Origin of the sequence: Acidihalobacter yilgarnensis, assembly GCF_001753245.1 — a bacterium.
Classification (GTDB): domain Bacteria; phylum Pseudomonadota; class Gammaproteobacteria; order DSM-5130; family Acidihalobacteraceae; genus Acidihalobacter; species Acidihalobacter yilgarnensis.
This window is the reverse complement of sequence record NZ_CP017415.1, coordinates 3,469,727-3,482,351: the sequence shown is the minus strand read 5'-3', so window position 1 is coordinate 3,482,351 and position 12,625 is coordinate 3,469,727. Positions and strand designations below refer to the sequence as shown.

13 protein-coding genes are annotated in these 12,625 nt (G+C 63.5%); 3 read left to right on the top strand and 10 right to left on the bottom strand.

Annotation, left to right across the window (positions count from 1 at the left end):
- Positions 1–11 precede the first annotated feature (11 nt).
- Complete coding sequence (gene glcF / locus BI364_RS16740; RefSeq protein ID WP_070079707.1) at positions 12–1,229, top strand: glycolate oxidase subunit GlcF; 1,218 nt, start codon at positions 12–14, stop codon at positions 1,227–1,229.
- Between the two features lie 40 nt (positions 1,230–1,269).
- On the opposite strand, the gene BI364_RS16735 is transcribed toward glcF, so the two are convergent.
- The 9 genes from BI364_RS16735 to BI364_RS16695 form a co-directional block, all read right to left on the bottom strand.
- Positions 1,270–1,803: an rRNA large subunit pseudouridine synthase E gene (locus BI364_RS16735; protein ID WP_070079706.1), complete on the bottom strand. Its 534-nt coding sequence runs from the start codon at positions 1,801–1,803 to the stop codon at positions 1,270–1,272.
- A gap of 40 nt (positions 1,804–1,843) precedes the next feature.
- On the bottom strand, positions 1,844–2,311 hold the full coding sequence (gene lspA / locus BI364_RS16730; protein WP_070079705.1) for a signal peptidase II: 468 nt from the start codon (positions 2,309–2,311) through the stop codon (positions 1,844–1,846).
- Positions 2,308–5,148: an isoleucine--tRNA ligase gene (ileS, locus tag BI364_RS16725; RefSeq protein ID WP_070079704.1), complete on the bottom strand. Its 2,841-nt coding sequence runs from the start codon at positions 5,146–5,148 to the stop codon at positions 2,308–2,310. Before ileS ends, lspA begins: the two co-directional genes overlap by 4 nt.
- A 24-nt stretch (positions 5,149–5,172) precedes the next feature.
- Complete coding sequence (gene ribF / locus BI364_RS16720; RefSeq protein WP_070079703.1) at positions 5,173–6,105, bottom strand: bifunctional riboflavin kinase/FAD synthetase; 933 nt, start codon at positions 6,103–6,105, stop codon at positions 5,173–5,175.
- An 87-nt stretch (positions 6,106–6,192) separates the two neighbouring features.
- Positions 6,193–6,600: a hypothetical protein gene (locus BI364_RS16715; RefSeq protein ID WP_156782820.1), complete on the bottom strand. Its 408-nt coding sequence runs from the start codon at positions 6,598–6,600 to the stop codon at positions 6,193–6,195.
- A 65-nt stretch (positions 6,601–6,665) separates the two neighbouring features.
- Positions 6,666–7,268: a hypothetical protein gene (locus tag BI364_RS16710; RefSeq protein ID WP_070079701.1), complete on the bottom strand. Its 603-nt coding sequence runs from the start codon at positions 7,266–7,268 to the stop codon at positions 6,666–6,668.
- Positions 7,269–7,278: 10 nt separating this feature from the next.
- Positions 7,279–8,412 carry an NAD(P)/FAD-dependent oxidoreductase gene (locus BI364_RS16705; protein ID WP_070079700.1) on the bottom strand — a complete coding sequence of 378 codons (1,134 nt, stop codon included), beginning with the start codon at positions 8,410–8,412 and terminating at the stop codon, positions 7,279–7,281.
- A gap of 66 nt (positions 8,413–8,478) precedes the next feature.
- Positions 8,479–8,709, bottom strand: coding sequence for a sulfurtransferase TusA family protein (locus BI364_RS16700; RefSeq protein ID WP_070079699.1), 231 nt, complete (start codon positions 8,707–8,709; stop codon positions 8,479–8,481).
- Positions 8,710–8,729: 20 nt separating this feature from the next.
- Complete coding sequence (locus tag BI364_RS16695; protein ID WP_070079698.1) at positions 8,730–9,116, bottom strand: DsrE/DsrF/DrsH-like family protein; 387 nt, start codon at positions 9,114–9,116, stop codon at positions 8,730–8,732.
- 144 nt (positions 9,117–9,260) lie between these two features.
- On the opposite strand from BI364_RS16695, the gene BI364_RS16690 reads away from it, so the two are divergent.
- On the top strand, positions 9,261–10,634 hold the full coding sequence (locus BI364_RS16690; RefSeq protein WP_197495766.1) for a sigma-54 interaction domain-containing protein: 1,374 nt from the start codon (positions 9,261–9,263) through the stop codon (positions 10,632–10,634).
- Positions 10,635–10,641: 7 nt separating this feature from the next.
- Here BI364_RS16690 and murJ read toward each other — a convergent pair whose 3' ends face one another.
- Positions 10,642–12,240: a murein biosynthesis integral membrane protein MurJ gene (gene murJ / locus BI364_RS16685; protein WP_267887962.1), complete on the bottom strand. Its 1,599-nt coding sequence runs from the start codon at positions 12,238–12,240 to the stop codon at positions 10,642–10,644.
- A gap of 111 nt (positions 12,241–12,351) precedes the next feature.
- Here murJ and rpsT point away from each other — a divergent pair, with 111 nt between their 5' ends.
- A complete protein-coding gene (rpsT, locus tag BI364_RS16680; RefSeq protein WP_070079696.1) occupies positions 12,352–12,612 on the top strand; it encodes a 30S ribosomal protein S20 in 261 nt (86 codons plus the stop codon).
- The last annotated feature ends 13 nt before the right edge of the window (positions 12,613–12,625 follow it).

Here is a 12,625-nt window from a genome sequence, read left to right as displayed (position 1 = left end):
AACGGAAAGCCATGCAAACCCATTTGAGCCAAGCGCTGCTGGAAACCGCCGAAGGTCGCGAGGCCGAATCGATTCTGCGTACCTGCGTCCATTGCGGCTTTTGCAACGCGACCTGTCCGACCTACCAATTGCTGGGCGATGAACTCGACGGTCCGCGCGGCCGCATCTACCAGATTAAGCAAGTACTGGAAGGGGAGCAGGCCAGCGCGACGACACAGCTACACCTGGACCGTTGCCTGCAATGCCGTTCCTGCGAGACGACCTGTCCCTCGGGCGTGCGTTATGCGCGCTTGGCCGAGATCGGCCGCGCCGTTATCGAGCGCCAGCAACCGCGAAACTGGCGTGCGCAGTTGTTCCGTTGGGGGCTGCGTCAGGTATTGCCGTATACGCCACGCTTTGCCGCGCTGCTGCGCGTGGGGCGATTGTTCGCACCGGTGCTGCCGCGCCGCGCGCGCGCGGCTCTGCCGCCGCGACGTCCGGCGGGGATATGGCCGATGAGTACACATACGCGCATCATGCTGGTGCTCGACGGCTGTGTGCAGCCGGCGGCGGCGCCGGCAACCAATGCGGCCGCCGCGCGGGTACTCGATCAGCTGGGTATTCGCTTGGAACGCCCGCAAGGCCAGGGTTGCTGCGGCGCGGTCAGCTACCACCTCAATGCTCACGAAGAAGGTCTCAATCAGGCGCGCCGTAACATCGATGCCTGGTGGCCGTGGATCGAACGTGGCGCAGAGGCGCTGGTGATGACCGCCAGCGGCTGCGGGCTGGTGGTCAAGGAATATGGCGAGTTGTTGCGTGAAGACCCGGTCTACGCCGAAAAGGCTGCCCGCGTGAGCGCATTGACGCGCGATCTGGCCGAGGTGCTGGCAGCCGAGGACCTGTCTGCCCTGCCGCGCGGGGCCGGCCGGCGTGTGGCCTTTCACGCACCGTGCACACTGCAGCATGGGCAACGTCAGCGCGGCTCGGTCGAGGGCTTACTGGGCGAACTTGGTTACGAGTTGTGCCCGGTCGCTGATGGACACTTGTGCTGTGGTTCTGCTGGCACCTATTCGTTGCTGCAGCCGGCACTTTCGCAGGAGTTGCGCGCCAACAAACTTAAGGCGTTGTCGGCAGGCGAGCCGGAGGTGATCGTCAGCGCCAACATTGGTTGCCAGTTGCATCTGCAGCAGGCCAGCACGACGCCGGTCCATCATTGGATCGAGCTGCTGGATCCTACGCCACCCCACTAGACTTGCCCGATGGTACGCAGATATTGCGTACCATCGTCGATCAGGTTTGTTCGCGCCACTCGCCGGAAGCGAGACCGTCGAGGGTCCACGAACCGATGCGGTAGCGGATCAGACGTAGGGTCGGGTGACCAACCGCGGCGGTCATGCGACGCACTTGGCGGTTACGCCCTTCGCTGAGGCTGAGCAGCAGCCAGCGGGTGGGAATGGCCCGGCGCGTACGAATCGGTGGCTGTCTGGGCCACAGCGTAGGTGGTTCCTCGATCCGACTGACCTTGGCGGGACGCGTGGGCCCGTCGCGCAGTTCGACGCCGTTGCGCAGGGCTTCCAGGGCCATATCGTCCGGCTCACCTTCGACCTGCACCCAGTAGGCCTTGCTCATTTCGTTCGCGGGATCGGTGATGCGGTGTTGCAGTGCGCCGTCGTCGGTCAGCAGCAGCAGGCCTTCGCTGTCGCGGTCGAGACGGCCGGCAGCGTAGACGTCGGGTACCGGGATGAACTCGGCCAAGGTCGGTCGACCGCCGTCGTCGGTGAACTGCGGCAGTATGCCGTAGGGCTTGTTGAACAGGATCAGCATGGGATTCAGGCCTTCAGGGCGGGCAAACCGGCCCGGTGATTCAGCGGCGGAATAGCGTACGCGCGACCAGTATGGCCGCGCCTAGGGTGATGGCGGAATCCGCCAGGTTGAAGACCGGCCAGTGCCATTGGTGATAGTAGACGTCGATAAAATCGATCACGTGATCGCGCAGGATGCGGTCTAGGGCGTTGCTCAGCGCGCCGCCAAGGATCAGCGACACGGCGGCGCCGGCCCAGCGTTCGCGTGGTCCGAGCCGGGCCAGCCAAGTGATCAGTGTCACGGCGACGATCATGGCCAGAGCGATGAACAGCCAGCGCTGCCAGCCGCCTGCGCCGCTGAGCATGCTAAAGGCCGCGCCCGTGTTGAATACCAACGTGAGGTTGAAGCCGGGCAGTATCGACAGGGGCTGGCCGTAGGGTAGCCCCTGCAGCGCCAGCCACTTGCTCAGCTGGTCGAAGCCGATGACGGCTACGCTCAGCCATAGCCAATGCAGGCCTCGGCGCTTCATGCGAAGTGCCGAGTCTCGCCGCTGCCGGCGATGTTTTCGATACAGCGGCCGCACAATTCTGGGTGGGTTGTATCGGTGCCGACATCGGCCCGGTGGTGCCAGCATCGCGAGCACTTGGTGTGGGCGCTGCCGATGGCGAGCAGGTGCAGCGTTTCGCCGTTGGCGAGCGCTTGGGCTGTGGCCTCGGCGGGGGCCTGCGCACGACTGACGGTTGCCTCGGAGGTGATGAGCACGAAGCGCAGTTCCTCGCCAAGACGTTCGAGCAGGTCGGCGGTCCGTTCGCCACAGAACAAGGTGACCTCGGCATCGAGATTGGCGCCGATGGCCCCGTCCTTGCGCAAGGTTTCGAGGGTCTTGTTGACGATCTCGCGCACCTCGATCACTGCCTCCCAGTAATCCGGTCCCATGGCCGCGGGCAGCACGCTGCCGTCTGCCAGCCCCGCCGGGAATTCATACCAAGTGGCGAGCAGGACGGATTCGGCACGCTCACCCGGCAGGTGACGCCAGATTTCGTCTGCCGTGAAGCTCAGAATCGGCGCTAGCCAGCGCGGTAGTGCCTCGGCGAGGTGATATAGCGCGGTCTGCGCCGAGCGCCGCGCCAGACTGTCCGCCTGGGTGGTGTACTGGCGGTCCTTGATGATGTCGAGATACAGCGAGCCCAGCTCGACCGAGCAGAAGTTGTGTACCTTCTGGTAGATCAGGTGGAATTCGTAGCGTGTATAGGCTTCGCGCAACTCGGTCTGCAGGGCGGCGGCGCGGCTGCAGATCCAGGCATCCAACGGCAGCAGATCCGCGGGCGCGATGAGATTGGTGGTCGGGTCGAAACCGACGAGGTTGGCGAGCAGGAAGCGCGCGGTGTTGCGGATGCGCCGGTAGGCGTCGGACATCCGCTTGAGGATTTCGTCGGAGACGGCGATCTCGCGGCGGTAGTCGCCGGAGGCAACCCACAAACGGATGATGTCCGCGCCAAGGCTATTGAACAGCTTTTGCGGCGAGACCGTATTGCCGAGCGACTTGGACATCTTGCGGCCCTTCTCGTCCACGGTGAAGCCGTGGGTGAGCACGCCGCGGTAGGGCGCAACGCCGCGCATCGCTACAGAAGCGAGCAGCGAGGACTGGAACCAGCCGCGGTGCTGATCGGAGCCTTCGAGATAGAGGTTCGCGGGAAAGCCCAGTTCGGGGCGGCGGTCGAGCACGCTGGCGTGGGTGGTGCCGGAGTCGAACCACACGTCAAGGATGTCGGTGACCTTTTCGTAGTCGCTGGCTTCGGCCCCGAGGATGTCGGTGGCATCAAGGTCGAACCAAGCGTCCACGCCGCTTTGCTCGACGCGTTCGGCGACGGCCTCGACCAGGCGCGGGGTATCGGGGTGCAGCGCCCCAGTTTCGCGGTGCACGAACAGGGCCAGCGGCACGCCCCAGTTGCGCTGGCGGGAGATGCACCAGTCGGGGCGGTTGGCCACCATGCCGGCGAGACGGTCGCGGCCCCATTCGGGCGTGAACTGGATGTCGGGCAAGGCGTCGAGCGCGGTCTGACGAAGCCCTTCTTTGTCCATGCTGATGAACCACTGTGGCGTGGCGCGGAAGATCAGCGGGGTCTTGTGGCGCCAGCAATGCGGGTAGCTGTGGCGCAGCTTTTCGGCATGCATCAGCGCGCCGCGCTCGCGCAGCACCTCGATGACGTGAGTGTTGGCCTCGAATACGCGTTCGCCCGCGAAATACGGTGTGCCCTCACGGAAGCGTCCATCGGAGCCAACGGGATGATCGGCATCGAGCCCGTAGCGAAGGCCGGCGACGTAGTCCTCTTGGCCATGGCCGGGAGCGGTGTGCACGGCGCCGGTACCGGCGTCGAGGGTGACGTGCTCGCCGAGGATAATCGGTACCTCGCGCTCGATGAAGGGGTGACGTAGTCGCAGATGTTCCAAGTCGGCGCCGCGGCAGCGGGCGACGATGTGCCAGGTCTCGATGCCCCAGCGCTGTAGGGCGGATTCGGCGAGCTCGGTGGCCAGCAGCAGGCGTTCTTGGCCGTTCGGACCCTTGCAGTCGATCACTGCGTATTCCAGTTCGGCGTGCAGGGCCACGGCCTGGTTGGCCGGCAGGGTCCACGGTGTGGTGGTCCAGATGACCACCGACAGGGGGCCGGAGCCCGTGCCCTCGGTTTCGCAGCGCGCGAGCAAGCCTTCGGGATCGACGACGGTGAAGCGAACGTCGATCGCCGGCGAGGTTTTGTCTTCGTATTCGACCTCGGCCTCGGCCAGCGCCGAGCCGCAGTCCACGCACCAGTGCACCGGCTTGTAACCCTTGATCACATGGCCACGCGCTATGGTGCGGCCGAGGGCGCGGATGATGTCGGCCTCGGTGCGGAAGTTCATGGTCAGATAAGGCGCATCCCAGTCGCCGATGATCCCCAGGCGCTTGAAGTCGCGTCGCTGACCCTCGATCTGGCCGGCGGCGTATTCGCGGCAGGCCTTGCGGAAGGCGGTCGGGTCGATGCCCTCGCCCACCTTGCCGACGGTCTGCTCCACCTTGTGTTCGATGGGCAAGCCGTGGCAGTCCCAGCCGGGCACGTAGGGCGCGTCGAGGCCGTCGAGGCTACGGCTCTTGACGATGATGTCTTTTAGGACCTTGTTCACCGCGTGGCCGATATGAATATCGCCGTTGGCGTAGGGCGGGCCATCGTGCAGGATGAAACGCTCGCGTCCCGCGCGTTCCTTGCGCAGCCGATGATAAATGTCCAACTCGGCCCAACGTGCGAGGGTTTCGGGCTCGCGCCGGGCGAGGTCGCCGCGCATGGGGAAGTCGGTGCTCGGGAGATTGAGCGTTTGTTTGTAATCGGTCACGGGTATCTGCCGGTTGTCGTCGTTTCAGGAGGTTTGCGCCAGCAGCGCTTCAGCGAGGCTGGCGTCTCGGCGTATTTGGTGGACCAGGGCGTCCAGGGATTCGAAGCGTTGCTCATCGCGGATCTTGCGTTGCAGGGCCACGCATAGGTGCTGGTGGTACAGGTTGCCGTCGAAGGCCAGTACATGCACCTCCAGCAGTGCGTGCAAACCGTCCACCGTCGGGCGGGTGCCGATGTTGGCGACACCGTTGGCGCTGAGTCCCTCCTCGGAGGTGACGGTGACGGCAAAGACGCCACGCAACGGGCTGTGTCCGGTGGGCAGGGCGATGTTGGCGGTAGGAAAGCCGATGGTGCGGCCACGGGCGTCTCCGTGGCGTACCCGTCCGCTCAGGGTATAGGGGCGGCCGAGCAGTTCGCGTGCGGTATCGAGGTCGCTCGCGGCAAGTGCTTGGCGTATGCGTGTACTGCTGACGCGCTCGCCGCCGAGGTCGTAGGTCTCGCGGCGGATAACCTCGAAGACGTGATCTTCGCCGGCCTGACGCAAGCTGGCGAAGTCGCCTGCGCGGTCGCGCCCGAAGCGGAAGTCATCGCCGACCAACATGGCGCGGATGCCAAGTCTTTCGACGAGAATGCGCTCGACGAAGCGGTTGGCTTCAAGGTCGGCCAGATGCTGGTCGAAGCGTAGTAGCAGGACGCGGTCGATGCCGTGAAGGGCGAATTGGCGCAGGCGCTCGCGCAGGCCGGTCAGGCGTGCTGGTGCGCTGGCGCCACGGAAGAATTCGTGCGGCAGGGGCTCGAAGGTGATGACGAGGCTGGGCAGGCCACGGACAGCGGCTTCATGCCTGAGCTGGTCCAGGATGGCCTGATGCCCGAGATGCACGCCATCGAAGTTGCCGATGGTCGCGACGCAGCCTCGATGCTGCGGTCGCAGGTTGTGTTCGCCGCGGATGAGTTCCATTGGCGCCGACCATCCCCCCAAAGAAGGCAAAGAGCTTGATTATACGCAGCCTTGGGTGTTTTTAGACATCCATGCGCCATGTGCGTTCTAGAGGGTGGTGACGATTCGGTCGTAGGCGTCGCCGCAGGCAATGGCATGCGTCTGTTCGACGTTCCAGTAGCCTTCCGGATTATTGAATACGCTGAAATAGAAATCCTCTCCCAGACCGGGGCGATCGCGGATATCGATTTTCCAGAATAGATGGGCGAGTCCGCGTACGGCGCCCTGTGCCAGAAAGGAAAGCTGTTTTTCGTCGGCCTGCGGGCAGAGCCGGCGGTAGCCGACGCCCTCATAGGCGTTGTAGATGCGCACGACCAGCTCCTTGCCCGGCACGAGTTTTTCGACCCGCCAGACGCTCCAGCCGAGCGTATTGATCACCGCGACCATGCCATGCACCCAATCCTCGACCGATGTGCGCATGGGCTCAACCAGGCCATACCACTCAGGGCTTTCCATGATGCCGCCGAAGGTGACCGGGTGGCACATCCGTGTGCCTTTGCCCGGGTTTTAATCGGTTTGCTTCAGCGCTTGTTGAGGTGTCCCGTCAGGTTGACCATGAAGCGCAGGGCTTCGTGTGTCTGGGGGTCGCGGGCGAGGCGTAGCATCTCGCCCAGGCCGCCACTCGTAGGTTCGCGCTGCTCACTACGACTGGTGGCGAGCGCTTCGAGCAAGGCGGCCAGTGCGTCCTGCACCTCGACGCGCTCGATCAGGCCGAGCAGACGCGGGATACCATCCGAGCGGGTGATGCGGTCGAGCAGCGCAAGCCCGTCGCCGGCCAGTCCCGCAAGTCGCCCGATCATATCGTCGGTGAGCGCGTCCTCGGCGGAACCGAGTAGGCGGGCTAAATGGGTGATGCGCTCCAGGTCGCCGTTATCGACCATGGCAGCGATGGCTGGCAGGGCGCGAATCACGCCGCTGCGATTGACCCGGTCGAGCATGTCGAGGCTGTCGCCAGCTAGCCCGGCGAGCCGGCCCACCATGTCGTCGGTGAGCGCGTCCTGCGCGGCGCCGACGAGGCGTGCCAGGTGCACCAGGCTGTCGAGATCGCCGTTGTCGACCAGCTCGCCGATCAGCGCCTCGACCCGTACCCGCGTGTTCGCGGTCTTATCTGCGGTTTCGGTCATGATGCGCTCCTCACAGCAAGCCACGGGCGGAGGCCCAATAAAGCTGGTTGTAGGCCATCTTGAACCAGTGCACCGCGCGGTTCGGAGCCCTGGGTGCCGGTGGTTGTGTGTAATTGAACATGGCATAGGTGGCGCGGTTACTGCCGGCCTCAATGAAGCAGAACACCTTGCCGTCGTAGTCGCGTACCGGCCCACCGAGCTTGATGATCGCGGCGATGTTCTCGGCCAGTACCTCGGCTTCGAAGTGAGCCGTGGAGCCGGCTTTGGAGATCGGCAGATTGGTGGTGTCACCGAGTACGTAGACGTTATCGCGGCCTTCCATTTTCAGGCTGTGACGGTCGGTGGGAATCCAGCCGCTCTGGCCGAGACCGTTTTCCTCGATCACGGCCATGCCCTTGTGCGGTGGCACGGCGACCAGCAGGTCGTAATGACTCTGAGTGCCCTCCTCGCTATGTACGACGTGGTTGGCGCCATCGATTTCTTTCATATTGAACAGTGTTTCGTACTGGATGCCCATGCGATCAAATTCGCCCTTGGCCCATTCGCCAACGGGTGCCAGCGAATGGATGCGACCGATCGGGTAGGTGTACTGGAATTTGACCTTGTCGAGAATGCCGCGCTCCTTGAAATAGTCGTGGAGCACGAAGGTGACCTCCAGCGGGACCATCGGGCACTTGTGCGGCACGCCGACGGCGATGGTTACGGTGCCACCCTGGAAGTCGCGCACTTGGCGCCACATCTCGACTGCGTTGGCCTCGGTGTAGCAGTTGACCGAATTTTCGGCCAGACCGGGGACGCTTTCCGGCATCGCGCGCGAGCCGGTGGCGATCACCAGCAGATCGTAGCCATAGGTCTTGCCGGATTGCGTGGTGACTTCGTTCTGATCGAGCTGGAAGCCGGTCACCGGGTCGACGTGGAACTCGATTTCCGGTTCGAGCAGAGAGGTCTGCTCGCGATATAGTTCGTCGGTCGCCATGCGTCCGACACAGACATAGAGCAGGCCCGGTTGATACATGTGCTGCTCGGAGGCAGAGAGCATGGTGATGTGCGACTTGCCCTGCTTGAGTTCGTGCTTGAGGCGCCTTGCGAGGTTGTTGGCGAGAATGGTGCCGCCCATCCCACCGCCTACGATCAGTATCTTCATGGCTTACTCCTTTGGCTGTCGCGTTATGCTTTTTCGGTTTGCCGGCGTGGGGCGTACGCCGGGGGACTACTTCACCTTGCGGATAACGACGTGCCAGACCCCATCGGCCTGGAAACTTTCGATCATTTCGTGACCGACCTTTTTCACCCATTCAGGGATGTCGTTGGCCGAGCCTTCGTCGGTGGATAACACCTCCAGTTCATCGCCAATTTCGGCCTGTTTGATACGTGCGATGAGTTCCATGAGAGGCCCCGGGCAATAGCTGCCGCGGGCGTCGATCTGATGTTTTTCGGCCATGCCGGCTCTCCATGCGGTTATCAGAAACTCCAGGTCTGTGCGCCCTGTGCCTCGCTCAGGAATTTGGTTAACCCAAGTGGGGCACCGAGAAACGGCAGCAGATCGTCGCGACCCACGCCCAAGACATCCATCGCCATCGAGCAGGGGTGAACCTTGGCGTCACCCAGTTCGACGGCCTGTTCAAAAAGTTGGAGAAAGGGGGGCGCCTGTTTGTCCAGGATCAACTGACCTAGCTCGCCCTCGGCGGGAATGTCGTCGATGCGATCTTTGACGAAGGGCGTCAAGGCATTCATCGACAAGAAAACGAGTACCTCGCTACCGCTCACCGCGCCGACCGATGCCAGCATGCCGGCCATTTGCAGCTTTTCGCGGCTACCCGAGGTGACGAGGATGCAGATCCTTTCCATGGTTGCGACTCCAGTTCAATGCGGACGATCAGTACAACTGCACTCAAGACTTGTGCCAACGTGGTGTGGCTGACGGAGCAGGGCTTTGGGGGTATGCTGAACCTGCCGCCGTCACTTTTGTCAGGTCATACTGACGGAGTTGTCATGACAACACCCCGCTTTCCGCAACAACGTCCGAGCCATACGATCCCCACGGAAATGGGAGCGAATCTGACGCAATCGCTGATCGATGCCCAGGATCACCCCTTCGTACTGATCGATGAGGAATACCGGCTGGTCGCCGCCAATCTCGCCTACCGGCGAGTCTATGGACTTGACGAGCATGCCGACGTGGTCGGGCGCCATTGCTACGAGGTGTCCCATCGCCTCGACCGACCTTGCCATCTCAATGGCGAGGATTGCCCCCATCGCCAGGTCTTCGCGACCGGCGAGACTCATGAGGTGCTACACACACACTACGACGCCCGCGGTCAGGCCGAGCAGGTGCGCATTCGCGGTCATGCCATACGCGGCATCGATGGGCAATTGTGGCTGGGCGAATCCATCGAGCGCCTCGCTACACCCGAGGCGCATGGCTGCGAAGGCCGCATGATCGGCTTCTCGCCCCGCTATCTGCGCATGCTGCAGCAGCTTGGACAGTCGGCGGCGAGTCAGGCCGGCGTGCTGTTGCAGGGCGAGAGTGGCGTGGGCAAGGAACTGGCCGCGCGCTTTATCCACCATCGTAGCCCACGCGCCGAAGGGCCTTTGGTCACGGTCGACTGCACCACGCTCAATGGCAATCTTTTTGAGGCCGAGTTGTTCGGTCACGAGCGTGGCGCCTTTACCGGCAGCGTTGGGCGTCGCCCCGGCCTGTTCGAGCAGGCCGACAAGGGCACGTTGTTTCTCGACGAAGTGGGTGAGCTGCCGCTGGAGCTGCAGGCCAAGTTGCTGCGCGTGCTCGAAACGGGCGAGTTCCGGCGGGTCGGTGGACGCAATCTGCTTCATGCGGACGTGCGGGTAGTCGCGGCCACCAATCGAGATCTGCGTCAACGTGTGGACGAGGGCAGTTTCCGCGAGGATCTCTACTACCGGCTGGCCTGCATCGTAGTGTCGTTGCCCGCGTTGCGTGAGCGCCGCGAGGATATTCCCGCCTTGGCCGATGCGCTCCTCAATCAGCTCTGTCGCGAGCATGGGCGGCCCTGCTATATGACACGCGAAGCGGTCGACTGTCTGATCTGTTACGACTTTCCGGGCAATATTCGAGAGCTCAAGAACGTCTTGCAGCGCGCGGTCGCGCTGTCGCCCGATGGCGTGATCGATGCGGGCCAGATTGATCTCGACGTGTCGCGCGAGCGGCGGGCTGTATCCGAGGCGCCGTCCGCGGAGGGTTCGCGCGGTGCGCCCTTACAGCGCGTGGAAAGTCGTTATATCGCTGAGTTGCTGGCGCATCACGATGGGCATCGGCGCCGGGTGGCAGAGGCGCTTGGTGTCAGCGAGCGGACGCTCTATCGCAAGCTCAGGCGTTACGGCCTGGGTTGAGGTCGCCTCAGCTACCGGGGCGTCCGAGCAAGCCGCGTAGGCGTACGCCGAGCAGCCACAGTGGGATACCGTAAGCCAGTGCGCCGGCTCCGATCATCAATCCGAGTCGCAATACGCGATGGGGCGCATCCCAGCCTGCCCAGTCGCTCAGTGGCGGCGTCATCCAGAGCAAGACCGCACTCATGACCGCGCTGGCTGCGAGAGTCCGCCAGAACAGCCCTGCCCAGCGCGGCTTCGAATAGACGCCGTCGCGACGCAGGCCGCGGTAAAGCAATCCCGCATTGAGATAGGCTGCGAGCGAGGTCGATAGTGCGAGACCTGCGTGTGGGCCTGGGAGTTTGAGCAAATACCACGGTGTGACGATGAGCGCGGTCAGGCCCATGTTGACCAGCATGGCGGCGATGCCGATGCGTACCGGGGTACGCGTATCCTGGCGCGAATAAAATCCCGGCGCGAGTACCTTGATCAGCATGAAGGCGGGCAGACCGGTGGCGAAGGCTGCAAGGCTCATCGAGGCCATGCGCGCGTCCTCGGCGTTGAAGGCGCGATATTCAATGAGTGCAGCCAGAATCGGGCCGGCGAGCAGTGCAAGCCCAAGCGCCGCCGGTACGGCGATCACCAGTGCAACGCGGATTGCCCAGTCGAGCGTGGCCTCGAAACCCGCGGTTTCGCCTTGGGCGCGGTGGCGCGAGAGTTGCGGCAGGATGACGGTGCCCAGGGCGATGCCGAATAGCGCCAGCGGTAGTTCGACGAAGCGGTCCGAATAGTACAGCCAGGAGATGCTGCCGGCGGCGAGAAAGGATGCGACCAGGGTGTCGAACAGCAGGTTGACCTGGACTACGGAGGAGCCGAACAGCGCCGGCAGCATCAGGCGCATGATGCGGCGTACACCCTCGTGCGTACGCGACAGTCGCGGGCGCGGGAGTAGACCCAAGCGCAACAGAAAAGGTAACTGGAAGGCAAGCTGGAGCACGCCGGCGACAAGGACGCCGATGGACAGCGCCACGACTGGTTGTGATAGATGCGGTGCGAGCCACAAGGTGGCGCCGATCAGCGAGAGGTTGAGCAGCACCGGCGTCAGCGCGGGGATGGCAAAGCGCCCGAAGCTGTTGAGTACGCCGCCGGCGAGTGCGGTCAGCGCGATGAACAAGAGATAGGGGAAGGTGATGCGCAACATCTCACTGGCCAGGGCGTACTGATGGGGGTTGTCGGTGAAGCCTGGCGCGAAGATAAAGATCAGCAGCGGCGCGCCGAGCACGCCCAGCGCGGTGACGACGAAGAGCACACTGGCAAGCGTGCCCGCCGTGTGGGCAAGCAGTTCGCGCAGCTCGGCGGCCGTGCGGTGCTCCTTGTATTCGGTGAAGACGGGGACGAAGGCCTGAGCAAAGGCACCCTCTGCGAACAATCGGCGCAGAAAATTGGGAATACGGAAGGCGACAAAGAAGGCGTCCGTGGCCCCGTTGGCACCGAAATAAACCGCCAGAACCATATCGCGCAGGTAGCCGAAGACGCGCGAAACCAGTGTCATGGCGCTGACGACGGCGGTGGAGCGGAACAGCTTGCGGCTCAGGGGGGCGATCTCCGAGGGGTGATGGGAGCCCGACACAATAAGTACGCGCCTCTCCAGGCGCAAGCCCGACGCCTAGATTGACATGCCGCGCCCAGGCAAGGATAATCCGGCACCTTTCTTTATACAGAATTCCTTAAGGAGTTAACCTTGGCCAATATCGCTTCTGCCCGCAAACGCGCCCGTCAGGCCCTGGTGCACCGCGAACGCAACATGGCCCTCATGTCGCGCCTGCGGACCGCGGTGAAAAAGGTGCTCAAGGCCATCCAGAGTGGCGACAAGACATCTGCTCAGCAGGCGTTCCAGACTGCGATGCCGGTGATCGATGGTTCGGTGAACAAGGGTATGGTGCACAAGAACAAGGCCGCTCGTCACAAGAGCCGCCTGAACGCACGTATCCGCGCGATGTGATGCGCCCCCGAGC

Excerpts from the sequence above, each read along its gene's own strand:
- glcF (WP_070079707.1), top strand. The coding sequence starts at position 12 with ATGCAAACCCATTTGAGCCAAGCGCTGCTGGAAACCGCCGAAGGTCGC.
- BI364_RS16735 (WP_070079706.1), bottom strand. The coding sequence starts at position 1,803 with ATGCTGATCCTGTTCAACAAGCCCTACGGCATACTGCCGCAGTTCACC.
- lspA (WP_070079705.1), bottom strand. The coding sequence starts at position 2,311 with ATGAAGCGCCGAGGCCTGCATTGGCTATGGCTGAGCGTAGCCGTCATC.
- ribF (WP_070079703.1), bottom strand. The coding sequence starts at position 6,105 with ATGGAACTCATCCGCGGCGAACACAACCTGCGACCGCAGCATCGAGGC.
- BI364_RS16715 (WP_156782820.1), bottom strand. The coding sequence starts at position 6,600 with ATGGAAAGCCCTGAGTGGTATGGCCTGGTTGAGCCCATGCGCACATCG.
- BI364_RS16710 (WP_070079701.1), bottom strand. The coding sequence starts at position 7,268 with ATGACCGAAACCGCAGATAAGACCGCGAACACGCGGGTACGGGTCGAG.
- BI364_RS16705 (WP_070079700.1), bottom strand. The coding sequence starts at position 8,412 with ATGAAGATACTGATCGTAGGCGGTGGGATGGGCGGCACCATTCTCGCC.
- BI364_RS16700 (WP_070079699.1), bottom strand. The coding sequence starts at position 8,709 with ATGGCCGAAAAACATCAGATCGACGCCCGCGGCAGCTATTGCCCGGGG.
- BI364_RS16695 (WP_070079698.1), bottom strand. The coding sequence starts at position 9,116 with ATGGAAAGGATCTGCATCCTCGTCACCTCGGGTAGCCGCGAAAAGCTG.
- BI364_RS16690 (WP_197495766.1), top strand. The coding sequence starts at position 9,261 with ATGACAACACCCCGCTTTCCGCAACAACGTCCGAGCCATACGATCCCC.